This is a genomic window from Pseudomonas argentinensis (assembly GCF_001839655.2).
In the GTDB taxonomy this organism is placed as follows: domain Bacteria; phylum Pseudomonadota; class Gammaproteobacteria; order Pseudomonadales; family Pseudomonadaceae; genus Aquipseudomonas; species Aquipseudomonas argentinensis_B.
Genome location: NZ_CP056087.1, coordinates 2,274,316 through 2,298,045, shown reverse-complemented (window position 1 = coordinate 2,298,045; position 23,730 = coordinate 2,274,316). Strand labels below are relative to the sequence as shown.

Annotated in this window: 26 protein-coding genes and 1 pseudogene; 21 read left to right on the top strand and 6 right to left on the bottom strand. The window is 65.4% G+C overall.

Annotated elements, in window-relative coordinates:
- Positions 1-5 precede the first annotated feature (5 nt).
- The 4 genes and pseudogenes from lpcA (at position 6) to SA190iCDA_RS10250 (ending at position 5,404) form a co-directional block, all read left to right on the top strand.
- On the top strand, positions 6-593 hold the full coding sequence (gene lpcA, locus SA190iCDA_RS10270) for a D-sedoheptulose 7-phosphate isomerase (protein ID WP_070886834.1): 588 nt from the start codon (positions 6-8) through the stop codon (positions 591-593).
- A 112-nt stretch (positions 594-705) separates the two neighbouring features.
- Positions 706-2,800: pseudogene (locus tag SA190iCDA_RS23390) on the top strand (mechanosensitive ion channel family protein).
- A gap of 105 nt (positions 2,801-2,905) precedes the next feature.
- Complete coding sequence (locus SA190iCDA_RS10255) at positions 2,906-3,502, top strand: LemA family protein (RefSeq protein WP_070886833.1); 597 nt, start codon at positions 2,906-2,908, stop codon at positions 3,500-3,502.
- 15 nt (positions 3,503-3,517) lie between these two features.
- The gene (locus tag SA190iCDA_RS10250; RefSeq protein ID WP_070886832.1) at positions 3,518-5,404 is read left to right on the top strand and encodes a M48 family metallopeptidase; all 1,887 of its coding nucleotides are present in this window, start codon (positions 3,518-3,520) and stop codon (positions 5,402-5,404) included.
- Between the two features lie 162 nt (positions 5,405-5,566).
- Here the strand turns inward: SA190iCDA_RS10250 and SA190iCDA_RS10245 are convergent, their stop codons facing one another.
- Positions 5,567-6,445, bottom strand: coding sequence for a CAP domain-containing protein (locus SA190iCDA_RS10245; protein ID WP_070886831.1), 879 nt, complete (start codon positions 6,443-6,445; stop codon positions 5,567-5,569).
- A gap of 107 nt (positions 6,446-6,552) precedes the next feature.
- On the opposite strand from SA190iCDA_RS10245, the gene stpA reads away from it, so the two are divergent.
- The 4 genes from stpA to SA190iCDA_RS10225 all read left to right on the top strand — a co-directional run bounded on the left by stpA (position 6,553) and on the right by SA190iCDA_RS10225 (position 10,331).
- Entirely contained in the window at positions 6,553-7,821 is a 1,269-nt protein-coding gene (stpA, locus tag SA190iCDA_RS10240; RefSeq protein ID WP_070886830.1) for a glucosylglycerol 3-phosphatase, read from the top strand.
- A gap of 86 nt (positions 7,822-7,907) precedes the next feature.
- Complete coding sequence (locus SA190iCDA_RS10235) at positions 7,908-8,804, top strand: bestrophin family ion channel (protein ID WP_070886829.1); 897 nt, start codon at positions 7,908-7,910, stop codon at positions 8,802-8,804.
- A 472-nt stretch (positions 8,805-9,276) separates the two neighbouring features.
- Positions 9,277-9,603, top strand: coding sequence for a hypothetical protein (locus SA190iCDA_RS10230; RefSeq protein ID WP_070886828.1), 327 nt, complete (start codon positions 9,277-9,279; stop codon positions 9,601-9,603).
- Between the two features lie 161 nt (positions 9,604-9,764).
- Entirely contained in the window at positions 9,765-10,331 is a 567-nt protein-coding gene (locus SA190iCDA_RS10225; RefSeq protein WP_070886827.1) for an MFS transporter permease, read from the top strand.
- Positions 10,332-10,382: 51 nt separating this feature from the next.
- Here the strand turns inward: SA190iCDA_RS10225 and SA190iCDA_RS10220 are convergent, their stop codons facing one another.
- Both SA190iCDA_RS10220 and SA190iCDA_RS10215 read right to left on the bottom strand, forming a co-directional pair.
- Positions 10,383-11,420 (bottom strand): DUF2167 domain-containing protein, encoded by a 1,038-nt coding sequence (locus tag SA190iCDA_RS10220; RefSeq protein WP_070886826.1) that lies wholly within the window; start codon positions 11,418-11,420, stop codon positions 10,383-10,385.
- Positions 11,421-11,535: 115 nt separating this feature from the next.
- Positions 11,536-11,799 carry a DUF2798 domain-containing protein gene (locus SA190iCDA_RS10215; RefSeq protein ID WP_070886910.1) on the bottom strand — a complete coding sequence of 88 codons (264 nt, stop codon included), beginning with the start codon at positions 11,797-11,799 and terminating at the stop codon, positions 11,536-11,538.
- A 141-nt stretch (positions 11,800-11,940) separates the two neighbouring features.
- Between SA190iCDA_RS10215 and SA190iCDA_RS10210 the strand changes: the two genes are divergently transcribed.
- From SA190iCDA_RS10210 to SA190iCDA_RS10195, 4 genes are all read left to right on the top strand, one after another.
- On the top strand, positions 11,941-12,864 hold the full coding sequence (locus tag SA190iCDA_RS10210) for a LysR family transcriptional regulator (protein WP_070886825.1): 924 nt from the start codon (positions 11,941-11,943) through the stop codon (positions 12,862-12,864).
- A 96-nt stretch (positions 12,865-12,960) separates the two neighbouring features.
- Entirely contained in the window at positions 12,961-13,242 is a 282-nt protein-coding gene (locus SA190iCDA_RS10205; RefSeq protein WP_070886824.1) for a peptidylprolyl isomerase, read from the top strand.
- 139 nt (positions 13,243-13,381) lie between these two features.
- Complete coding sequence (locus SA190iCDA_RS10200; protein ID WP_070886823.1) at positions 13,382-14,524, top strand: zinc-binding metallopeptidase family protein; 1,143 nt, start codon at positions 13,382-13,384, stop codon at positions 14,522-14,524.
- A gap of 43 nt (positions 14,525-14,567) precedes the next feature.
- Positions 14,568-14,984, top strand: a complete 417-nt coding sequence (locus SA190iCDA_RS10195) for a GFA family protein (protein ID WP_070886822.1) — start codon at positions 14,568-14,570, stop codon at positions 14,982-14,984.
- On the opposite strand, the gene SA190iCDA_RS10190 is transcribed toward SA190iCDA_RS10195, so the two are convergent.
- Positions 14,985-15,815, bottom strand: coding sequence for an inositol monophosphatase family protein (locus SA190iCDA_RS10190; protein ID WP_070886821.1), 831 nt, complete (start codon positions 15,813-15,815; stop codon positions 14,985-14,987).
- Positions 15,816-15,913: 98 nt separating this feature from the next.
- Between SA190iCDA_RS10190 and SA190iCDA_RS10185 the strand changes: the two genes are divergently transcribed.
- On the top strand, positions 15,914-16,648 hold the full coding sequence (locus tag SA190iCDA_RS10185; protein WP_070886820.1) for a sulfite exporter TauE/SafE family protein: 735 nt from the start codon (positions 15,914-15,916) through the stop codon (positions 16,646-16,648).
- 145 nt (positions 16,649-16,793) lie between these two features.
- Here the strand turns inward: SA190iCDA_RS10185 and dgt are convergent, their stop codons facing one another.
- Positions 16,794-18,260 carry a dGTPase gene (gene dgt, locus SA190iCDA_RS10180; protein WP_070886819.1) on the bottom strand — a complete coding sequence of 489 codons (1,467 nt, stop codon included), beginning with the start codon at positions 18,258-18,260 and terminating at the stop codon, positions 16,794-16,796.
- A gap of 114 nt (positions 18,261-18,374) precedes the next feature.
- On the opposite strand from dgt, the gene SA190iCDA_RS10175 reads away from it, so the two are divergent.
- Entirely contained in the window at positions 18,375-18,563 is a 189-nt protein-coding gene (locus SA190iCDA_RS10175; RefSeq protein WP_070886818.1) for a hypothetical protein, read from the top strand.
- Positions 18,564-18,570: 7 nt separating this feature from the next.
- On the opposite strand, the gene SA190iCDA_RS10170 is transcribed toward SA190iCDA_RS10175, so the two are convergent.
- Positions 18,571-18,816, bottom strand: a complete 246-nt coding sequence (locus SA190iCDA_RS10170) for a DUF2789 domain-containing protein (RefSeq protein WP_070886817.1) — start codon at positions 18,814-18,816, stop codon at positions 18,571-18,573.
- Between the two features lie 108 nt (positions 18,817-18,924).
- Here SA190iCDA_RS10170 and SA190iCDA_RS10165 point away from each other — a divergent pair, with 108 nt between their 5' ends.
- The 7 genes from SA190iCDA_RS10165 to SA190iCDA_RS10135 all read left to right on the top strand — a co-directional run bounded on the left by SA190iCDA_RS10165 (position 18,925) and on the right by SA190iCDA_RS10135 (position 23,674).
- A complete protein-coding gene (locus SA190iCDA_RS10165; protein WP_419203840.1) occupies positions 18,925-20,217 on the top strand; it encodes a serine hydrolase domain-containing protein in 1,293 nt (430 codons plus the stop codon).
- Positions 20,218-20,290: 73 nt separating this feature from the next.
- On the top strand, positions 20,291-20,800 hold the full coding sequence (locus SA190iCDA_RS10160) for a hypothetical protein (RefSeq protein ID WP_070886815.1): 510 nt from the start codon (positions 20,291-20,293) through the stop codon (positions 20,798-20,800).
- A 227-nt stretch (positions 20,801-21,027) separates the two neighbouring features.
- Positions 21,028-21,729: a YebC/PmpR family DNA-binding transcriptional regulator gene (locus SA190iCDA_RS10155; RefSeq protein WP_070886814.1), complete on the top strand. Its 702-nt coding sequence runs from the start codon at positions 21,028-21,030 to the stop codon at positions 21,727-21,729.
- A 124-nt stretch (positions 21,730-21,853) separates the two neighbouring features.
- The gene (locus SA190iCDA_RS10150) at positions 21,854-22,441 is read left to right on the top strand and encodes a hypothetical protein (protein ID WP_070886813.1); all 588 of its coding nucleotides are present in this window, start codon (positions 21,854-21,856) and stop codon (positions 22,439-22,441) included.
- 2 nt (positions 22,442-22,443) lie between these two features.
- A complete protein-coding gene (locus SA190iCDA_RS10145) occupies positions 22,444-22,848 on the top strand; it encodes an NUDIX hydrolase (protein WP_070886812.1) in 405 nt (134 codons plus the stop codon).
- A gap of 116 nt (positions 22,849-22,964) precedes the next feature.
- Positions 22,965-23,219 (top strand): hypothetical protein, encoded by a 255-nt coding sequence (locus SA190iCDA_RS10140; RefSeq protein WP_070886811.1) that lies wholly within the window; start codon positions 22,965-22,967, stop codon positions 23,217-23,219.
- 122 nt (positions 23,220-23,341) lie between these two features.
- Entirely contained in the window at positions 23,342-23,674 is a 333-nt protein-coding gene (locus tag SA190iCDA_RS10135; RefSeq protein WP_070886810.1) for a DUF2025 family protein, read from the top strand.
- The last annotated feature ends 56 nt before the right edge of the window (positions 23,675-23,730 follow it).

Here is a 23,730-nt window from a genome sequence, read left to right as displayed (position 1 = left end):
CGACCATGATCGACCATATCCGCAACAGCCTGCTCGAAGCCCAGCGCGCCCTCGACGCCTTTATCGGCAACCAGCAGACGCTGGCCAGTATCGAACGTGCCGGCGACCTGCTGGTGAGCAGTTTCGAAGCCAGGGGCAAGGTGTTTTCCTGCGGCAACGGCGGCTCGATGTGCGACGCCATGCACTTCGCCGAGGAACTGACCGGCCGTTATCGCAAGAACCGCCCGGGCATCGCCGCGGTGTCGATCAGCGACGCCAGCCATATCAGTTGTGTGGCCAACGACTTCGGCTACGACCACATCTTCTCGCGCTACGTGGAATCCCACGGTCGCGAAGGTGACGTGCTGCTGGCCATCAGCACCAGCGGCAAGAGCCCCAACGTGGTCAAGGCCGCCGAAGCGGCCAAGGCCCTGGGCATCAAGGTCATCGCCCTGACCGGCAAGCCGGGCTCGCTGCTGGAAAGCCTGGCCGACGTGTGCATCTGCGCGCCGGGCGGCGATTTCGCCGACCGTACCCAGGAGCTGCACATCAAGGTCATCCATATCCTCATCGAACTGGTCGAGCGCCGTCTCAGCCCGGAAAACTACGCCTGAGCCCGAGGCGGCGTCGGTCGGCACCGCCCCGACACTGACCCGGGTGATGGAGAGTTCGCGCGTGATCCGCCTCAGCGCCGTGCTGCGCCGCCTGCTGTTGTTCACTCTGGTCATGCTCGCCTGCTCCTCTGCCCAGGCGGCAGGCATCCCGCCCCTGTTCGGCAGCAGCAGCGACCCCAGCACCCAGCCCCAGGCGGATCAGCCGCTGGATCGCTCCCTCGACGAAGTGATCCAGTCGCTGGAGAACGACAAGCAGCGCGCGCAGTTGCTCAACGACCTGAAAACCCTGCGCGACACCACCCAGAAAGCCCAGCCCGAGAGCCGCGATGGCGTGCTGGGGCTGATCGGCAACACCCTGACCACCATCGAGAGCCAGTTCTCCGGCGAGCACAGCCCCCTGGAGCTGTCGCGCAGCCGCAGCGAGTTGGCGGCCCTGTTGCCCGAGGCCGGCGAGCGCTTTGCGCTGGTCAGCAATTTCGCCCTGATCCTCGGCATCTGCAGCCTGTTGGCCTTCGGGCTGCGCGCCCTCAGCCACCAGGTGCGCCTGCGTTTCGGCCTGGCCGAGGAGCTGCCGCAGAACCCGCGCCCCACCGATCTGCTGCGCTTGGCCCTGCGCAAACTCGGCCCCTGGTTCGCCGCCCTGCTGATCACCGGCTACCTGAGCTACGTGCTGCCCGCCTCCCTGGGCCGTGACCTGGCCATGGTGCTGGCCTACGCGCTGGTGGTCGGCACCCGCTTTTCGGCCATCTGCGTGATCGCCTTCTCGCTGCTCGACGGCCCGCACCGGCGTACCGCCCTGAACATCCTGCGCCGCCGCGCCTTTCGTCCGCTGTGGCTGATCGGCAGCTTCGCCGCCTTTGGCGAAGCCCTCAACGACCCACGCCTGGTCGCCAGCCTCGGTGGCAACCTGGCGCACACCACGGCCACCCTGACCAACGTGCTGGCGGCGCTGTGCACCGGCCTGTTCATCCTGCGTTTTCGCCGGCCGATCGCCCACCTGATCCGCAATCAGCCCCTGGCGCGGCGCCTCAGGCAGCGCGGCATCAGCGAAACCGTGGAGCTGCTCGGCAGCTTCTGGTACCTGCCGGCCCTGGCCCTGGTGGCCATCTCCCTGTCGGCCACCTTCGTGTCGGCCGGCGACACCAGCACCGCCTTTCGCCAGTCGCTGGTGTGCACCGTGCCGCTGGTCACCTGCATGCTCATCAACGGACTGATCAGACGGCGGCTGTTCCGCGCCGCTCGCGCCACCGTCGGCATGCGGCGTATTTCGAGCGGTTGCAGAACTTCTTTCACACCATGCTCAGCCTGGCCATCTGGCTGGTGTTCATCGAACTGGGGCTGCGGGTGTGGGGGCTGTCGCTGATCCGCTTCGCCGAGGGCGACGGCCATGAGATCAGCCTCAAGCTGATCGGCCTGGGCGCCACCCTGGCTTGCGGCTGGCTGGTGTGGATTCTCGCCAACACCGCGGTGCTCCATGCCCTGACCCGCTCGCGCAAGGGCCAGACCAACGCCCGCGCAGACCATGATGCCGCTGATCCGCAACGTGCTGTTCGTCAGCATCTTCATCATCGCGGCCATCGTCGCCCTGGCCAATATTGGGCATGAACGTCACGCCGTTGCTGGCCGGTGCCGGGGTGATCGGCCTGGCCATCGGCTTCGGTGCGCAATCGCTGGTGGCGGACCTGATCACCGGCCTGTTCATCATCATCGAGGACTCCCTGGCCATAGACGACTACGTCGACGTCGGCGGCCACCTCGGCACCGTCGAGGGCCTGACCATCCGCACCGTGCGGTTGCGCGACATCGACGGCATCGTGCACACCATCCCGTTCAGCGAGATCAAGAGCATCAAGAACTACTCGCGCGAATTCGGCTACGCCATCTTTCGAGTCGCGGTGCCCCATGACATGAACATCGACGAGGCCATCAAGCTGCTGCGCGAGGTGGCCACCGAGCTGCGCAACGACGTGCTGATGCGCCGCAACATCTGGTCGCCCCTGGAGATCCAGGGCGTGGAGAGCTTCGAGTCCGGCAACGCCGTGCTGCGGGCGCGTTTCAAGACCGCACCGATCAAGCAGTGGGAGGTCTCACGCGCCTTCAACCTGGCGCTCAAGCGCCACCTGGACGAGTCCGGCCTGAGCCTGGCCACGCCGCGCCTGACCATCCAGATGTCCGCCCCCAGCCCGAGCAAGCCAGACGCCCAGTAACCGGAACCACCGCACATCCGCACGGACTGCCCGGCCCGGGTGTGCCCGGCAGGCTGCAGTTTCCGTTACCATGCGGCCACGTCTACCAACCGATAGGGACATCTCATGGATATCTCCACCCTTATCATCATCGCCGTACTGGTCGTGGTGGTCTTCTACGTGATCAGCGTCTACAACCGCCTGGTCAGCCTGCGCAACCGCTACCAGAACGGCTTCGCGCAGATCGAGGTGCAGCTCAAGCGCCGCTACGACCTGATCCCCAACCTGGTGGAAACCGCCAAGGCCTACCTGGCCCACGAGCGGGAAACCCTCGAGGCGGTGATTGCCGCGCGTAATGGCGCGGTCGACGGCCTCAAGCAGGCCTCGCAGAATCCGGGCGATGCCCAGAGCATGAACCTGCTGGCCAATGCCGAAGGCGTACTGAAGGACGCCATGGGCCGCCTCAACGTGACCGTCGAGGCCTACCCGGATCTCAAGGCCTCGCAGAACATGCAGCAGCTCAGCGAAGAGCTCTCCAGCACCGAGAACAAGGTGGCCTTCGCCCGCCAGGCCTACAACGATGCGGTCACCGCCTACAACGCCTACCGCCAGAGCTTCCCACCGGTGGTGCTGGCCGGTGCCTTCGGTCATGGCAGCGATGCGGCGCTGCTGGAGTTCGCCGACAGCGCGGCGATTCAGGACGCGCCCAAAGTCTCCTTCTGAGCAGGGGCCTAGCGGATGGATTTCTTCGAGCATCAGGATCGCGCCCGACGTAACACCTCGCGCCTGGTGATCCTGCTGATGCTGGCGGTGGTCACCCTGGTGGTCAGCACCACCCTGGTGATCGCCGTGGCCTGGCAGGTCTACCAATACGGTAATTACAGTCTCGAGGCACTGAGCGGGGAACTGCTGTTCAGCGTGGCTGCGGTGGTGGTCGGCGTGGTGCTCCTCGGCTGGGCGTTCAAGGCCGCGCAATTGCGCGCCGGCGGCAAGGTGGTCGCCGAGCGCCTTGGCGGGCGCCTGCTCAACCTCAAGCCCGAAGGCCTGCACGAGCAACGGGTGCTCAACGTGGTGGAAGAAATGGCCCTGGCCGCCGGCGTGCCGGTGCCGCCCGTGTACCTCCTCGAAGAACCGGCCATCAACGCCTTCGCCGCCGGGCTGCGGCCGGAGAACGCCGTGATCGGGGTGACCCGCGGCGCCATCGAACGGCTCGACCGCGATGAGCTGCAGGGCGTCATCGCCCACGAATTCAGCCACATTCTGCATGGCGACATGCGCCTCAATACCCGCCTGGTGGCGGTGCTGCACGGCATCCTGCTGCTCGGCCTGATCGGCGAGCTGCTGATGCGTGGGGTCGGCCATAGCGGCGCGGCCCGTTCCTCCAGCCGCTCGGACGACAAGGGCCGTGGCAACGCGGTCGCGCTGGTCATGGTGGTCGGCCTGGCGTTGCTGGTGATCGGCTACGCCGGCACCTTCTTCGGCAACCTGATCAAGGCCGCGGTCAGCCGCCAGCGCGAGTTCCTCGCCGACGCCTCGGCCGTGCAGTACACCCGCAACCCCAACGGCATCGCCGGCGCCCTCAAGAAGCTCGGCGCCGGCTCGCGCCTGGAAGCCAGCCACGCCGCCGAGTACAGCCATATGTACTTCGGCCAGGGCCTGGCGCTGAGCCGGATGATGGCCACCCATCCGCCGCTGGAAGAGCGTATCCGCCGTATCGATCCACACTGGAACGGCGTGGTCCTCGGCGACGAGGTGTTCGAGGCCCCGACGCAGCCTGCAGCGCCTCAGCAACCCGAAACCGCAGGCTTCAGCGCCGCCGCCGCAAGCGCCGCCATCGCCAGCATCGGCGAGCCGCAACCGCTGCACCTGGAAGAAGCCCGCGAGAGCCTGGCGCAGATCGACGAGCGCCTACGCGACGCCGCCCACGACCCCCACGGCGCACTGGCGATTCTCTACGGCCTGCTGCTCGGCCCCGACGACGCCACCCGTCAGCAACGCATGACCTGGATGCAGGCCAACCTGCCGCCCCTGCTGGCCGACCGCCTGCTGGAACTCGCCCAGCCATTGCGACAGTTGCCCGCCGGGCGTCGCCTGCCACTGCTGGAGCTGGCCATTCCCGCGCTCAAGCAACTCGAACCCCAGGATTTCGTCAGCCTCAAGCGCGATATCGGCACCCTGCTGATCAGCACGCAGCAGCTGGGTTTCATGGAATGGACGCTGCTGCGCATCGTCGAACGCAACCTGGGCATGCAACGCCCCGTGCAGGGTCGCCTGCCGCTGGCCGCGCTTGGCAATGAAAGCGGCGTGCTGCTGGCGGCGCTGGCGCGGGCCGGCAGTGCCACGGAGCAGGCAGCCAGCGCGGCCTTCCAGGCGGCCTGGAACACCTTGCCGTTCACCGCCCGGCCCTTTGCCGAACAGCCCCGCGCCGGGATCGGCGGGTTGAACGACGCGCTCAACCGCCTCAACCAGATGCGCCCGCTGCAGAAGCCGCAGTTGCTCAAGGCCATGGCCCGCTGCATCGAGCACGACGGGCGGATCAGCGCAGGCGAGGCGGAATTGATGCGCGCCGTCGCCGATACCCTGGATTGCCCGATGCCGCCGCTGTTGCGAGATAGGCAGGCCTGACGGCTCAGGAAGAGTCTGCTATTTGCAGCAACTTCTGCTTCTGTGGGAGCGGGCGGGGACGCCTAGTCTATGCCCGCGATTCGCGCGCATGGCGCGCTCCCACAGGTGATATGGCTGGGCGGATATCTACGCCAGCCCATCAACACCACAAATCAAACCCGCCTAGAGCCCCGAGCGTCCCGCCGCGCCAAACACCTGGGTCCAGTAGATGGTCGCCTGGCTCTGCGGGTTGCTGGCGTAGGCCGCGCCCATTTCGTGGAAATCCGGATTCATCAGGTTGTAGCAGTGCGAGGGGCTGGCCAGCCAGCCTTCGACCACCTGCTGGGCGCGCCCCTGGCCGGCGGCGATGTTCTCGCCGATCACCGTCCAGGTGTAGCCGGCGGCGGTGGCCCGGGCGCCGACCAGGCTGCGGTCGCTGCCCTGGTGACTGAACAGGCTGTTCATCGCCATGTCGCGGCTGTGGGCCAGGGCCGCCTGGCCCAGGGCATCGCTCCAGCGCAACGGCTGCGCCGCATCGAACGGCTGGTCGCCACATTTACGCGCCGTGCCACGGGCCTGGTTGACTGCCTCGAGAATCGCCTTGCCTTCCTCCTGCCAGTCGCCCAGGCGCGCCGGCAATAGCGCGCGACCCAGCACCACCTGCCAGCTGTTGCCTTGGTGAAGCACGCCGATATCGGCGAACTGTGCATCCTGCAGCTGCTTGCAATAGGACTGTTGCAGCATGGCCATGGCCGCTTCGGGCGTATCGGGGCCGGTGACGCGGATCAGTTGCACGGCCGCGGCCTGATAACCGGCCTGCTGCAGGGCCTGCTGCAACTGCTCGGAAGAATTGACCTTCTGCCCAGCCAGGCGCCGGTCGGGCGCCAGCGGGCCGGCTGCCGGGCTGGACTGCCCACCACAACTCTGCCCGGCCTCGCGATAGCTGTTGATCAGCTTGGCCAATTGCGCGGCTTCATCGCCCCTCGCAGTCCCTGCGGCACTCGCGCAGAGCAGCAGCGCTGCCGTAACGATCTGCCGAACCCGCTTGGGTGAATCATTCATCCGTGCTTCCTCTCAATCCGCTCTGCCAATCTGATGATGGACAACCACTCTGGCCAAATGCTTCAGCCAATCGCCCCATCGGCCGCAACCGCGATAGACTCGGGCCCATGATTGTGACCGAAACCGCGTACTCGCTCGACCCCACTTCGCTGCTCGACAGCCTCGCCGGCACCGATAACCTGCTGATCATCCAGGATCTGGATGGCGTATGCATGGACCTGGTGCGCGACCCCATCACCCGCGCCCTCGACCCTGCCTACCTGCAGGCGGCCCACACCCTGAATGGCCACGTCCAGGTGCTGACCAATGGCGAGCACCTGGGCAGCCGCGGGGTGAACGGTCTGGTCGAGCGGGCCATGGGCACGGCAAGGCGCTGCCAGGAACAGGGCCTGTACCTGCCCGGGCTGGCAGCCGGCGGTGTGCAGGTGCAGGATCGTCACGGGCGCATCTCCCATCCGGGCATCAGCACCGAGGAGCTGGCGTTTCTCGCCGCGGCGCCGGCATGGTTGAACGAATCGCTGAAACAGCTACTTCAGCAGGCGCCCTACCAGCTGGCGGATAGCGATATCGAGCGGCTACTGGCCAGCAGCGTGCTCGACAACCGGGTGTCGCCGACGCTCAATCTCAACGCCTTCCATCACCACTGGCCTGACCAGCCAGTGCTGTATGCGCGCCTCCAGGCCGATGGCGCCGGGCTGCTACAAGGGTTGCTCGAGGCTGCAGCCGCCCAGGGCCTGGCGCAGTCGTTCTTCGTCCACTACGCGCCCAATCTCGGCCGCGATGCCGGCGGCCGCGAGCGCCTGCGGCCGGCGCAGGGCAGCGCGGCCGGCACCACCGATCTGCAACTGATGCTGCGCGGCGCCGTCAAGGAAGCCGGGGTGCTGGTGATCCTCAACCGCTACTACGGGCAACGCACCGGCACCTATCCGCTGGGCGAAGCCTTCAACGTACGCCAGGCACCCGCCAGCCTCGACGCGCTGCTGCAACTGGCGGTGGAACGCTTCGATCCTCGGCACATGCCGCGCCTGGTGGGCGTTGGCGACACCCTGACCAGCTCCCCGGCCTTGGCCGATGATGGCCGCACCCACTGGCTGCGCGGTGGTAGCGACCGTGGCTTTCTCACCCTGGTACAGGCGTTGGGCAAGGCGTTCGGGCAGGACAACCGCGTGCTCTACGTCGACAGCAGCCAGGGCGAGGTGCAGCGCCCCGGCGTGGATGCCGCCTACCTGCGTGATCACCCACAGGCCCCCTGGCCGGCGCTCGACGGCATCACCGATGCCAGGGATCCGCTGCGCCTGAATACCCTCTTCGCCGACGGACCCCGCCAGTACGTCGCCTTCTTCGGCGAGCTGGCCAGGGCGCGCCAGCCACGCTGATTCGAGCGCCCCGGCGAACCTTTCATCCGCCCCCACGTCCGAATCTCTGCGCTTTCGCCTCACTCGCTCACGGAGAATTCCACGTGATGCATTCCGTTACCCGTGGTTATCGCTACCTGCTCAAGACCTTCGGCTATGTCGGCTGGTCACTGTTCTGGCTGCTGATCTGGGACATCATCGTCACAGTCGACTACATGCTGTTTCTCGACCGCAGGATCAACCTGCCCTCCATGCCACTGACCCTGCTCGGCTCGGCGCTGGTGGTGCTGATCAGCTTTCGCAACAGCAGCGCCTATAACCGCTGGTGGGAAGCACGCACCATCTGGGGCGCGTTGATCAACGGCTCGCGCAGCTTCGCCCGCCAGGTGCTGACCCTGATCGACGACCATGAAGGCGCTAACCCTGCCAAGGTGGTGCTGCTACGCCGCCACGTCGCCTACATCCGAAGCCTGTCCGCCAGCCTGCGCAACCAGCCTTGCGAGGACGAGGTGCGGGCGTTCGTCTCCGCCGAGGAGTTCGACCGGCGCGGCACCACCAACAACTTCCCCAACGATATCCTCAACGGCTCTGCGGCGATGCTGGCCAGCGAATACAAGGCGGGGCGCCTGGACAGCATCCGCCTTACCCGTCTGGAATCGACGCTGGTCGACGTCTCCAACTGCCAGGGCGGCCTGGAGCGTATCGCCAACACGCCGCTGCCCTACCCCTACGTGTATTTCCCGCGCCTGTTCATCACCCTGTTCTGCGTGATCGTGCCGATCGGCCTGGTCGAGACCCTGGAGTGGTACACGCCGCTGGCCTCGACGGTGGTCGGCTTCATGCTGCTGGCGATCGAACGGGTGGGCAGCGATCTGCAGAGCCCCTTCCAGGTCAGCGAGCACCAGATCCAGATGGATGCGCTGTGCGAGACCATCGAGAAGAACCTCGAATCGATGCAACGCGACGCGCAGCGCGAGCGCGACGGGCGCCTCCTCGAAGACTGACCGGAGGGTCATTTTTCGGCGTGCCAGACGCCTTGCGGCGGGCTCGAGTTTTTTCTGTAGTAACAAAAATAAATCACTACAAAACTGTTGACGGCCCCTTTGCGCTTTTGCATGATGGACTCGCCTCCCCTGACGGGAGCCCTGACAAGGGCACTTGGGCGAGCTCGGTAATACCAGCCGAGCGTTCCACGATATGTACTGCCCACAAGGCAGATTGATGAAGTCGAGCGTCCTGCGGACGAGAGCGTTAGCGAGACATTGTCATGATGCCTGTGGCTGATCCTGGGGATCACCTGCATCCGATCCTGTCTTCGCTGCCTTCTCCCCGCCTCCTCGGCCTCCGTTGGCCGCCGCTGCGTAGCGATACTCACGCATCACTACACGGCTGTCGGCAGCACTCAAACGCCACGGGCATGACGGCCGCACGCAAGCGGTCGCCCTAGACAGATCAGAGAATGAAGGGGTAAACGCCATGAACCTGAATCAGCAACCGACCATCGACGACCTCGCCCAGCTGTTCTCCCAGCACAAGGACAGCCTGCACAACCACATCCTGTGGGTCTGCGAGCGCGGCGAAGTACGCATCGACCGCGTTCCGGCGGACCAGCCGGAGCACGAATTCGTCAGCCAGCGCCCCAACATGCGCACTCGCCTGCGCACCTACCGCCGCGGCCAGGGCTACGTGGGCCGCCGCGCCGCGGCTGACCGGGACTTCATCGCCAACGTGTTGCGCACCCTGCAACACGACTGGGCACGCGCGCGCAGCCAGAAGCAGCAGTTGCTCGACAGCTACTGCTGAGCCAATCCCGAGGTGGGCCGCAACGGCCCACCCTCTGCACGGCGAGTGACACGGCATGATCTGGTAATACCCGGTAAAATCTCTCGCGCTCCTGGAGGAGCCGTTCGCCTGAAGAACGCCTAGCCACCGCACTGCCCTGGCAGTGCTTGCGAGACCCCGGAATGGACAATCTCTATCAGCCCCCCAGCGCCGATCTGCTGCAGCAAGCGCGCGCCGACGGCACCTTCTTCGTTACCTCCACCCGCAAGCTGTACCTGCTGTACTTCTTCACGCTTGGCTTCTACTCGATCTACTGGGCCTACAAGCACTGGGATCGCCAGCGGGCCAGCATGCTGCCGAAGAAGATCAACCCGGCCGCGCGCTCGATCTTTCATATCTTTTTCATCCACTCACTGTGCCGGCTGATTCAGGGCCAGCTGCAGGCCAAGGGCCTCGGCGAGTGGAAGTACAGCGCCATTGCATGGCTGTACATCGGCATGGTCTTCTTCGGCAACGGTCTTTCCCGCGTCGAGAGTTTCGGCCATCCGATGCTGGACATCGTGCTGCTGATCGCGGCCACTCTGGCGACCGCCTGGCCGCTGGCAACCATCCAGCAGCAGGCCAACCTGGCCAGCGGCGACCCGGCAGGCGAGCAGAACAGCCGTTTCAGCCTGGCCAACTGGCTGTGCATGCTGCCCGGGCTGCTGCTCTGGCTGTTTATCGTCATCGCGATGTTCCTACCCGAGTGACATGCAAAAGCCCCGGTCGATGCCGGGGCTTTTTTCGTGCCGAGGACTGCGTTACTTGTGCTTGTCGTCAGGCGGGTTGTTCAGATCCATCACGCTCGCCACCCGCGGCGGCGCTTCGCTCGGTGCGGGCTCTGCCTTGGCTTCAGGCTGTACCTGAGGCTCGACTGGCGCCGGCTGCTGTTTCTTGCCGGTGACGCGCCGCCATAACCAGCCGATCAGCAGCACGGGCAGGAACCACAGCTTTTTCAGCAGCACCAGCGCCGCAGCGAACAGGCCCACCTTGGCCGCCGCCTTGCCGGCGATCAGCGCGCCAAGGCCGTAGGCCGCCACTTCGTCGAGGTCCGGGTTGAAGTCGGCGTAGCGGTTGCCATCGTTGAAGTCGGTCATGGCCAGTACCGCCGGCACGTTCTCCTCGATCTGCGGCAACTGGTGCATGCCGGCGATGAAGTTCAGCACCAGCACACCCTTACGGCCCAGCACGCGGATGTTGTAGTTGAGGATGTGCTCGTCACTGTCGCCGAACTTCACTTCCTTGGCCCAGTGCAGTTTCTTGCCCGCCGCATCGTAGTGCGGCGCCGAGGCCCAGCCGACGATGGCGATCGGCTCGTAGCCGTTTTCGGCGCGCCATTCGTTGTCGGCCCTGGCGCCGTCCTGCAGGTCCTCGAGCATGTCGTTGTAGTCGATATCGGCGGCGTCTTCGTCGGACACGTAGCCGCTTTCCTCGTACTCGACGGTCACCGCCCAGGACTCGTCGGCCAGGGGCGAAACGCCCTTGGGCAAGATCATGCCCAGCGGCAGCTTGTCATCCGGCGGGTTGCCCCAGGCTTCGACCAGCACGCGCTCGGCATCGGCGCCATCGAGAAACACCATGTTGTCCGGCAGGTTCAGGGTCGCCAGGTTGCTGCCGACCACCACCTTGCCGGAGCGAAAGGTGAGGCTGTCTAGAAACTGCTCCTCGCTGAGGTACTCGCCGTCAGCCGCTTGCGCGGCTGGGGTTTCCTGCTCGGCCTGCGCCGACGCCTGGTCCGCCCAGGTCAGGGGAACGGCGGTGACCAGCAGGCCGGCCAGTAACAACTCCTTGTAGAACATCTGCAACTCCATGGGATCGGCTGAATTTCGGGTGCCAGCCTACCATCGATAACCGAATTATTTGGTAACGCCTTGTCATTTTTGGATACACCTCACATTCGGCCGCGCCCGCTGCTCAGCTTCTGACCGTCAGTTTGACCAGGCGCACCACCACCGGCCGCACGCCCATCACACAGACGAACGCCACCGGCATGGCCAGCCGGTAGGCATCCAGCACTGCGCTCAGGTAACCGTCGCTCAAGCCACGGTTGGTGGCGGTGATCACCAGGCACATGAGCAACGCCATGATCCCGGACATGAAAAAGGCGAAGACCACCGGCGACAGCTTGGCCGGCAGCTTCCAGGTGGTACGGGCGAGGTTCAGTGTGGAATCGGGCATGTCGGTTCCTTGCAGGTTGAGTGATGCCGCCAGCGGCGAGCGGCCATTATCGTTGTCGGCCATTGCTGCGAGTAGCGCGCCACGGGTAAGGTCAGTACCAAGCAAACCTTATCAATCAGATGATCAGAATAAAGCTTGGCTATGGATACCCTGCGTGGCATCGAGAGTTTCGTGAAGGCGGTGGAGAGCGGCAGCATTGCCGCTGGTGCGCGCCTGCTGGGCATCAGTGCGGCGGCGGCAAGCCAGAACATCGCGCGGCTGGAAGCGTCCCTGGGCAGTCGCCTGCTCACCCGCACCACGCGCAGCCTGGCACTGACCGAAAGCGGCGAGCTGTATTTCAGCCAGGTGCGCAACGTGCTGCGCGACCTCGAACTGGCGCGCAGCAACGCCACCCTGCAGCACGATCATCCCCAGGGCCGCCTGCGCATCGCCGCCAGTGCCGCGTTCGGGCGCTATGTGCTGGCGCCGATGCTGCCCGCCTTCAGCGCCCGTTTTCCGCGCATCGCCTGCGAACTCAGCACCACGGACCGCAGCGTCAACCATATCCAGGAATCGGTGGACGTCAGCATCCGCATTCCCCAGCAGCTCGAAGACGGCCTGGTGGCGCGGCATATCGCCAGCGTGCCATCGATCTACTGCGCCGCCCCCGCCTACCTGCACAGAGCCGGCGTGCCGGATACCCCCGAAGCGCTGCGCGAGCATGACTGCCTGGCGTTCAAGGTCGCCGTGGACGGTCGCCTGATGCCCTGGCGCTTCGTGCGTGACGGCGTGCGTTTCGAGGCGCCGATTCGTGTCGCCCTGGTCAGCGACGATATCGACGTGCTGGCCCGCGCGGCGGTCAACGGCGGTGGCATCACCCGCCTGGCCGCCTTCGTCGCCGAGCCTCTGCTGGCCAGCGGACAATTGCAGCCACTGTTCGCGCCCTCGCAGGATGCCGGTAACCAGGCGCTTATCGAGCCACTCGACTACTACCTGTGCGTGCGCGACCGCTACGAGCTGACCCCCAAGGTGCGCGCCTTCACCGAACATGTTCTCGCCAGCCTGCGTGACGACTGGCGCCCTTAGCGCCAGCCCGGGATCCGCGACGTCAGGTGTTCGAGCAATTTGACTCGCGGGGCGAATCCGGTAGGCTCGGCAGCTCATTTGAATGGAGTGTTTCCCATGGCCAAAGCCACTGCCCGCCACATCCTGGTTGCCACCGAAGAGAAGTGCAACGAACTGAAAGCTGCCATCGAAGGCGGTGCCGACTTCGCCCAGGTCGCCAAAGACAACTCCAGCTGCCCGTCCAGCCGCGACGGCGGCAACCTGGGCTCCTTCGGCCCGGGCCAGATGGTCAAGGAATTCGACACCGTGGTATTCAGCGCCCCGGTCAACGTGGTGCAGGGTCCGGTGAAGACCCAGTTCGGCTACCACCTGCTCGAAGTGACCAGCCGCCAGGACTGATTCACGCCTCGCCTGGCGCCGTCCTGGTGCCAGGCGTTTCCCCGCTCCCCCCTGCCTCAGCTGCCGGCGAAAAGCCCGGAACCGCCGCCCCTGCACACCACTCTATCGCTGCGGTAGTCAGCGTGGGCGAGGCCATCACATGAACCGGTTCTTCCAGGCCCTTGGCCTGCGCATTGGCGACTCGGCCAAGCAAACCCGCATGCCCAGCCAGAAAGCCCTGGGCAAATGCACCTGCGGTCAGCCCATCTTCTTTCGCAACAGCCAGTGCCTGGCCTGCCACTCGCCCCTGGGCTACGAGCCCGAACGTGGCCAGGTGGTAAGCCTGGTTGCCGACGAGGATGCCCAGAGCTGGCGAATCGCAGGCGACCTGCGGCGCTACCGGCGCTGCGCCAACCTGCACACCGCCGCCGGCTGCAACTGGCTGCTGCCCCACGCCAGCGAAGCGACGCTGTGCATCGCCTGCCGGCTCAACCGCACCATTCCCGATCTGTCGATAGCCGGCAATGAACAGCGCTGGGCGCGCCTGGAAATGGCCAAACGCCGGCTGGTCGCGCAGTTGCTGAATCTGGGTTTGCCGCTACTCAGCAAGTACGAGGACAGCGAGCGCGGCCTGGCCTTCGACTTCCTCGGCCCGGATCTCAGCGGCCAGCCACCGATGACCGGGCATGCCAGCGGCCTGATCACCCTGAACATCGCCGAAGCCGACGACGACGTGCGCGAGCAGACGCGCATCCAGCTGCACGAACCCTATCGCACCCTGCTCGGCCACTTTCGCCACGAGGTCGGCCATTACTACTGGGACCGGCTGATCGCCGGCAGCGCCTGGCTGGACGATTACCGCCGGCTGTTCGGTGACGAGCGCGCCGACTATGGCGCGGCGCTGCAACGCCACTATGAGCAAGGCGCGCCGGCCGACTGGCAGACGTCCTTCGTCAGCGCCTACGCCACCATGCACCCTTGGGAAGACTGGGCCGAAACCTGGGCCCACTACCTGCACATGATGGACACCCTGGACACTGCCCTGAGCTTCGGCATGCGTGCCGGCGACGTGGAACTGGAGTTCCGGCCCTTTACCAAGGCTGCGCTGTACGACCGGGACGATCCCCAGGCTGAAGAGTTCTTGCAGTTCATCAATGCCTGGATCGAGCTCGCCGCTATGCTCAATGAGCTGGCGCGCAGCATGGGCCACAAGGATGTCTATCCCTTTGTGCTGTCCGCTGCGGTGGTCGGCAAGCTGCAATTCATCCATCGGGTCGTCGAGGCGGCCTCCCCCGTCATTTGAGGCCGGCAGGGCAGCTCGCCGGCCGAGCTGAAGGAGTTCATCCATGACTCAACTCGACCGACACGGCAGTTGCCTGTGTGGCGCCGTCAACCTGACCTTGCGCATCACCAGTCCGAGCCTCAGTGCCTGCCACTGCGCCACCTGCCGCAAATGGGGCGGTGGCCCGCTGCTGGTGGCCGAAGGTGAATTGACCCGGCTCAGCGGCGAGCAGCAGGTGCGCATCCATGACTCATCGGAGTGGGCCGAGCGCGGTTTTTGCGGCCAGTGCGGCAGCCACCTGTTCTATCGCCTGAAAAGCACTGGCCACCACGCGGTGCCGGTCGGTCTGCTCGACGAGCATGACGACTGGCAGCTGGACAGCCAGATCTTTATCGAATCCAGACCGACCTACTACTGCTTCGCCAACCAGACCCGTGAGCTGACCGGCGAACAGGTGTTCGCGGAGTTCGAACAAGGCTGATCACGGCGCGTCCAGGGACGGCCCGATCATCGCCGCCAACTGCTCATAGACGCCGGGGGCGGCAACCAGGTACGGATTGCCGCCGAGTAGACCATCGCCGCGCAGGAAGTCGCTGCTGCGTCCGCCGGCCTCGCGCACCAGCACCAGGCCGGCCAGGCAGTCCCAGCTCTTCAGGTGGGTTTCGTAGTAGCCGATCAGGCGCCCCGCGGCCACATAGGCGGTCATCAGGGCCCCGGAGCCATTGCGCACGAACTGGCCGCCCTGGTCGAGCAACGCATGCAGAAACGGCAGGAAGTGCTCCTTGCCGGGGCGGTGGGTAGTGCCGACGCCGACCAGCCCTTCACGCACATGGCGGGCGCCATGGGCCTGCAACGGCGTGTCGTCGACGAAGGCGCCGCGGCCGACGAAACCGTGGAACAGCTCATCATGATTGGGATCGGCGATTGCACCGAGCAACGGCTCGCCGTCCACCAGCAGGCCGATGGACACGCACCAGTTGTGCAAGCCATTGACAAAGCACGCGGTGCCGTCGATGGGGTCGATCACCCAGATGCAGCGCGCCTGCAGCCCGTCGCTGCCGCCCTCTTCGCCGACGATGCCGTCGTGCGGAAAGTGGCGGGCCAATTCGCCGCGAATGAACGCCTCGACGTCCTGATCGGCGATGCTCACCATATCCTGCAGGTCGTCGCCCTTGTGCGCCACGGCGAGGCTGCCACGGCGCACATAGAAGGCCATGGCCCGTTCGGCCGCTTCCTTCGCCACCCGTTTGGCGAACCCATAACGGGCGTCGAGTCCTCCATCGTCGAGGCTTGGCTGCTGGAAATCGGTCATGGGTAGATGCTCCTGTATCGGATGGGGGTGATCGGCTGGCTTGCGAGGCAGCGGCCACAGCCTCTACCCTGCGCACTCGCCGAATGAGCGCTGTTGCAATGACCCTCGCCGACCTTTTGTTGTTCGCCATTCCCGCCGTGTTTCTCACCGGCCTGTCCAAGGGTGGCTTTGGCGGTGCGCTGGGCGGCATCGCCGTGCCGCTGCTGGCATTGGCCACCTCGCCGATGCAGGCGGTGGCGGTGATGCTGCCGATCCTCTGCCTGGCCGATGTGGTGGGGCTCAAGGCCTACTGGGGCAAATGGGATACGGCCAACCTCAGGATCATGCTGCCAGGCGCGCTGATCGGCATCGTCATCGGCTCGCTGACCTTTGAACTGCTCAACGAGAACCTGATCGGCCTGCTGATCGGCATCATCGCCATTTCCTTCGTGCTGCTGGGCTTGCTCAAAGACGACCCGGCGCCTCGCCCTCTGCAACCCCGGCGCGGCTTGGCGCTCTGCTCGGTGGCAGGCTTCACCAGTTTCGTCGCCCACGCTGGCGGGCCGCCGGTAATGATGCACCTGCTGCCCCAGCAACTGGACAAGCTGCGCTACGTGGCCACCATCAACCTGTTCTTCCTGCTGACCAACGCCATGAAGCTGATTCCCTACACCTGGCTCGGCCAGTTCAGCCGGGAGAACCTGCTGCTCAGCCTAATGCTCGCCCCCATCGTCCCCCTCGGCGTATGGACGGGCCTGTGGCTGCAATCGCGGATCAACCACACCTGGTTCTACCGCATCGCCCGGCTGGGCATGCTGCTGGCCGGGCTGCAGCTGATCTGGAAGAACATCTAAAGCCAGGCTCTGCACGAGAAGTCTCCCAGCGAAGGTCAGGCGAGGCAAAAATCGGTGAGGAAGCGGAGTTTACGAGCTGTAAATGAGCATTCCGAACCGATTTTTAACGAAGCATCACCGAGCGCAGGTACTTATCGTGCAGAGCCTAGAGGGCGAACAGGGTGCGATACTCATCATGGGCATGCTGATCGGTCATGCCGCTGACGAAATCCTGCACCAGCCGGCAACGGTGGTAGAACTCCCAGGCCGCGCGATCCGCTTCGCCACACTCGCGCACGGCCTGGCGATAGGCCTTGATCAACTGGCCCGGCAGGCGGCGCACCAGCATCTGCAGATAGGCCTCACGGCGGCAGCTGCCTTCGGTCAACTCCACGAAGGTCTGGGCATCCACCCGGAGCAGCGCGCCGTAGCTGTCCAGCAGGCCCTGGATGATGCGGTGCCCCTGCAACTGCAGGGTTTCCACCTCGCGGTGGCAGAACACCCGGGCCATGGCCACGTCCTTGAAAGTCTGCACGATGGCGTGGGGCAGGCTGTCGTCTTCGATCAGGGCGCGATCCAGGGTGCCGGCGTGCACCGCATCGATATTGTCGATGAACTGCCGCGCCGCGTGCTGCACCAGCGGGTGGATCATGCTCACCCGCAGCTTGACGAAGAACTCGCCGGCCTTGTTGATCTCTTCCTGGTCATAGCGTGCAAGGGCCTGATTGACCAGGCCGCGGAACGACTGCTGGGAGCCGGGAATCGGCATGTCCGGGGATTGCAGCTTCTCGAAGGTGGACACCAGCAGCGGCGCCAGCTCGGTCACGGTGAGGATGCCCTTCTCCACCGAATCCTCGATGTCGGCCAGGCAGTAGGAGATGTCGTCGGCGGCCTCCATGATGTACGCCACCGGGTGGCGGGTCCCCGGCGCCTGGCCCAGGGCCTGCTGCAGCTCGGCGACGAAGTGCTCTTCACAGAGATAAAAGCCGGGCTTCTTGTTCAGGTAGGCGCCAGGCACGCCCTTGCCGGGCTTGGACTGGTAAGCCGGGCGCAGGTATTTGAGCAGGCCGGCGGTCTGGCTGTAGGTCAGCCGCAGGCGTTGCAGGTTCACCACCAGCCGCACGGCCTGGGCGTTGCCTTCGAAGTTGCGCAGATCGGCGCGCATGCGCGCCTGCAGCTCGGGGTTGGCCGAATGCTGTGGCACGGCCACGGCAAACAGCCCATCCAGGGCCCGCTCGAACCATTCACCAATGGCGAATTCGCCGAAGTGCCCGAACGGCGGATTGCCGATGTCGTGCATCAGACAGGTCATTTCCACCAGGCTTTCCAGCGCGCCCTGCAAGCCGTCCAGACCGTAATCCGCAGCCCGCTGGCCCAGCTGGGCATACAGGGTACGGACGATGAAACGTCCGGTCTGCTGCACCTCCATGGAATGGGTCAAACGGCTGCGCACCGCGGCGTTGCGCTCGAGGGGGAACACCTGGGTACGCTGCTGCAGGCGGCGGATGGCGGCGGAGTTGATGATCCGCCCCCGGTCGCTTTCGAAGGCATAGAGCAGGTCCACATCGCCGCCGGCCTGATCGCCGGGCCGCAACGCGCAGATTCGCTGTTTGAAGTTCACCGCTGCTGACATCCTCGGGCTCTCGATCAGGCATACAAGCCGCGAGCCTAACGCGCAGCGCCCGGTTTACCAAGCACCTGGCGCCAGGGACAATGGGCACTTCGCGCCAATGAACATGAGGCAACCATGAGCCGCGCCGACTTCCACCAGCAACGCGCCGCCCAGGCGACCGCCGAAGCCCAGCGCCTGTTGGAACGCCAGGCCAGCCTCGGCGCCGGCTGGCTGACTTGGGTGGCCAGGGAGCTCTACCAGCTTTCGCCGCCGGAATATGCGGCCATGGTCAGGCGCGAGCTGCAGCGTCTGACGTCGCCCTGATGGCAGTTCAGGCGGGCTTGTTCTCGTGCAGGCGCACGTTGAGCTCGTCGACCACTGGCGCCCATTCGGCATCTTCCAGCAGTTCGTCCTTGAGGAAGGTGGCCTGGGCCTGGTTCCAGAACGGCGCTTCGGAGACCTTCACGTCATCGGGCAGCGGGTAGTGCTTGGCAATGAAGGCATCGATGCTGGCGGGGTCGGACGGCAGGCCCAGTTGCTCGAACAGGGTACCGAGGTCTTTGTTGGGCAGTTCCATGGGGGTCTCCATCAGGTTGATTCTATGTGCTGTGTAGAGCCACCCCCACAAACGACAGTTCAACCTCTCGGCTGTGATGCAATGCGCTGCGAGGGCCCGTTATCGGCTATGGTTGAGCCATCGACCCATGCTCCGAGACGCCTCGTGACCCCTTTCCGACCTTGCGGCACCGCCCTTCTCCCAGCCGTCATCGCCCTGCTGCTCGGCGCCTGCGCCAACGTGCCCACGCCACCCACCGACCAGGCGGAGCGCATCGGTCGCGCCCAGGACCTCTACGAACTGCCGCCGGCCTATCAGGCCGGCACCTACCGGCACATGGACGCGCTGTTCTTTACGCGCACCGTGCACCGTGGTCCGCAGGTTCTGCCGTTGCCCAAGGGCAGCGAAGTGCCGGTGCAGTACACGGCAGGCGGCCAGCGCCTGGGCGTCGAGGCCTTCATGCAGCGCAACCAGGTCAGCGGGCTGCTGATTCTCAACGACGGCAAGGTGGCGCTGGAACGCTACGCCCTGGGCAACGACGCCAGCACCCGCTGGACCTCCTTCAGCGTGGTCAAGTCGATCTCCTCGACCCTGATCGGCGCTGCGGTGCAGCAGGGCAAGATCGCCAGCGTGAACGACCCGATCACCCGCTACCTGCCGCAGCTCAAGGACGGTGCCTACGATGGCGTGAGCGTCGAGCAGGTACTGCAGATGAGTTCCGGGGTCGCCTGGGACGAAACCTACCGCGACCCGCAATCGGACCGGCGCCGCATGTTCGAGCTGCAGCTGGCCAACAAACCGGGTGCCTTGCTCAAGCAGATGACCGGCCTCAAAAAGGCGCAAGCGCCGGGCACCACCTTCAACTACAGCACGGGCGAATCGCATCTGCAGAGCGAGCTGGTCCACGCGGCCACCGGCATGACCGCCAGCGACTACCTGTCCGAGCGCATCTGGGCGCGCCTGGGCATGGAGCGTGATGCCTTCTGGCAGCTCGACAGCCGGGCCGGCCAGGAAATCGGCAGCAGCGGCCTGTCGGCAACGCTGCGCGATTACGGCCGCTTCGGCCAGTTCATCCTCGATGACGGGGTGATCGACGGCGAACGCATCCTGCCGGCCGGCTGGCTGCAACGCGCCACTCGGGCGCCGGCCGGCTCGCACCTGCAACCCGGCAAGCTGTACAACGGCGACTACGCCCTGGGCTATGGCTACCAGTGGTGGCTGTTCCCCACCGGAGCCGAGGCACTGCCCAATCACGACGGCGGCGCCTTCGAGGCCCAGGGCATCTTCGGCCAGTTCCTGTATATCAACCCCAGGGAGAAGGTGGTGGCGGTGGTGTGGAGCACCTGGCCGAAGCCCGAGATGGACGAGCGGGAGATGGAAACCTACGCCTTTATCGGGGCGGCGGTCGACGCGCTGCGTTGAGCCAAAAACACCGGCGAGCCGAACCTGAAGGCGGCGCGCGGGTCGATACATCAGATTTGCCTGGGGGATTGCTATGATTGACCGCCGACATGGCGTTGGCTGCCTGCTGCTGAGCCTGATGCTCGCGGGCTGTGCCTCACCGACCACCTGCGACGAGCCGCTGAGCGGCGACAGCTGCCGTGATCGCCAGCTGCTCTATCAGAACGACATGTTGCAGGCCAAGATGCTGGTGATGTCCGGCGACATGGAAAGCCACGAGCTGGCCAACGCCCTGCTGCGCCGCGCCGCGAGCGAGGACGAACGCGGCGAGGTGGAGTTCTACCAGGCGATCCTGATGATCCGCGAGGGCCCGCAGACCGACGAGGTGCTGGCCAAGCTGGAAGCCGCTGCCGACAAGCAGCAGCCCTATGCCGTGGCGCTGCTCTATCGAATCTGGTCGCAGCCCTACCTGGTCGATGAAGCCGACCCGATCCGCGCCGAAGAGTACCGCGCCGACTATGCCGAGCTGGATGTCGCCAAGAGCGGCTACCCCTCCTTCGAGAAGGCCCTGGAACTGGTCGACGGGCTGGTGCAAATGCCCTGAGCGGCTCGGGCAAGGTCGTGGCGACTGCGCCACGGCCGGCCCATGCCAAGCGGTTCGTAGGCGCGCCGCCGTGCGCGGTCAGGCACCAGGCAGCGGCAAAATACGATTTGCCGGATGCCAGCAGCGCGCCGAGGCATTAAAATCTGCCACCCTAATTCGTCGCACAGCCCGTTGCGGTCACCTCGAGGCTGCGCCACGCCATCATCCGCATAGCCGAGAGAACAGACATGGGCGCCCAGTGGAAAGCCAAACCTAAAGAAGCCGCCGCCAACGCCAGGGGCAAGATTTTCGGTCGCCTGGTCAAGGAGATCATGGTCGCCGCGCGCAATGGCGCCGATCCGGACATGAACCCCAAGCTGCGCCTGGCCATCCACCAGGCCAAGAAAGCCTCGATGCCCAAGGACACCCTGGACCGCGCCATCAAGAAAGGCGCCGGCCTGAGCGGCGAGACGGTGAACTTCGAGCGCACCACCTACGAGGGTTTCGCGCCTCATCAGGTGCCGCTGATCGTCGAGTGCCTGACCGACAACGTCAACCGCACCGTGGCCGAGATCCGCGTGCTGTTCCGCAAGGGCCAGCTGGGGAGCAGCGGCTCGGTGGCCTGGGATTTCGACCATGTCGGGCTGATCGAAGCCTCCAGCGACAGCGGCGCCGACCCTGAGCTGGCCGCCATCGAAGCCGGCGCCCAGGATTTCGACGAGGCCGACGAAGGCAACACCCTGTTCATTACCGAGCCGACCGACCTCGACCTGGTCAGCCGCGCCCTGCCCGAGCAGGGCTTTACCGTCAACTCGGCCAACCTGGGTTACCGCCCGAAGAACCCGGTTACCAGCCTGACGCCCGAGCAGCGCGAAGAGGTCGAAGCCTTTCTGGAGGCCATCGACAACCACGACGACGTGCAGAACGTTTACGTGGGCCTGGCCGGCTGATCACGCGCGACGGATGACTTGCGGCAATCCATCACGGTATTGCCGCCATAACCCGGTATACTGTCCGGCTTCCTTCTGCGCCGATCACGAGCGCAGCGGAATACAGCCTTACAGGAGCTTCATCGTGCACAAATCCCTCTTTCTCGCCGCCTGCCTTATGCTCGGAGCTTGCAGCAGCGCCCCACAGTCGTCGCCGGCACCGCTTGCGGCCGAGCAGGACAGCATCGTACGCAGCAACCTGGAGGCGATCCATAACGCCCAGGTCGTGCCGCTGCCGCTGGATCCAGGCAGCAAAGTGCCTCACGGCCTGGCAAGCGATGCCAGCATGCAGTTCGGCAGCTCGCTGTCCAATTACCGCGTCTACTCGCTACAACTCAAGCAGGGCGAACGCTATCGCCTCAACGTCAACTCGCTGTGCGACCACACCTGCATGGGCATCAACAAGTTCGCCCTGAAGCCCCGCGCGGTGCTGATGGACGCCTACGGCACGGTGATCCCCAACACGCCTGCCCGCCCCTCCACGGTGATCGGCATGACCAGCATGGGCTGGGATGGCGAAGCGCCGGAAGACGGCACCTACTACCTGCTGGTGGCTGCCGACAGGGAAGACATTGGCCGCACCATCGTCATCGATGACGTGTGGATCAACAACTCGCCGCTGATGGCGGTGAAGGTCGGCCTGCGCGAAACTCCGCACAACCACCTGCGCTGAGCATGTCGCCGCGCACCCTGAACATCGCGGCCGCCTGCCTGCTCGACGACGCGGGCCGGCTGCTATTGGTGCGTAAACGGGGCACGCGGATGTTCATGCTGCCGGGCGGCAAACGCGAAGCCGGTGAAAGCGCCCTGCAGACCCTGGCCCGCGAGCTCGACGAAGAGCTCCACCTGCAACTCCCCGAGGCGGCGTTCACACCACTGGGCCACTTCAACGAAGCGGCCGCCAACGAAGCCGATACCCGCGTGGCAGCCGATATCTTTCGCGCCGCACTCTGCCATCCGGTTGCCCCGGCAGCCGAACTCGAAGCGCTGCGCTGGCTGGCGCCCCAGGATCCGCGCGGTGACGACCTGGCGCCGCTGCTGCGCCTGCATGTACTGCCGCTGCTCTGGCCCCACGACTGAGCACACCTCGGCCTCTCGGGCACCGATAGCCACTATCGAGCCGAATGATTTCTGCACCAAGCGGCCAGCCAATAGCCTAGGCACCATCTCAACGGCTTCGCTTACAGGTGCCCGCCATGCAACGTTCACTGCTCGTTCTGCTCACCCTCCTCACCCTCTCGCTAGCCGGCTGCGCCACCCCGCAGTCGGCCGCCGAACGCCCCTACACCGACGCCGAGATCAAGCAGTTCGCCCTGGAGATGCTCAGCCGCAGCGGCCTGCCGTACGAGGATTACGAGAAGATCCGCAGCGCTCTGCAGGCGCCCAACTACCGTGTGTCGAACTCGATCCGCGATATCGGCCCGCAACCGCGCGTGCTGCCGGAAGGCTGATCAGTCAGCCCCTGCGGCAACGGCGCAGCACGCCTGTCACCGATTCATTGACCCACAGCAACGTCCATACAGGCGCAGCCCTTAGCCTGAGCCGATCCATTGCGCTACCGCGAGGGCTCACCATGGCTATCACTTCCGCCGGCATCTGCGCCGCCGCCGACCAGTTGCAAGGCTTCGTCGGTTTCAACGTCAAGACCGGCCAACATATCGTTCGCTTCAGCGAAGATTCCTTCGGCCTGGACGTCGCCGAAGGCAGCATCACCCCAACCAGCGAGTTCGTCTGGCATGCTTCGGACAGCACCGAGCAGATGACCCTCAAGCGCGACCGCCTGCGCCAGCTGGTCGAGCTACGCATCGACGAACGCCTGGCCATCAGCGAACCACTGCGCGTCTATCTGCGCCGCGATGATCTGCCGGAAATCACTGCCGTACGCCTGTTGCAACGCCGCACCTGATACTGGTGGCGGGGGCGACTGAAACGTAGACTGGCGCCCCGCCCACCGCTGCCCGC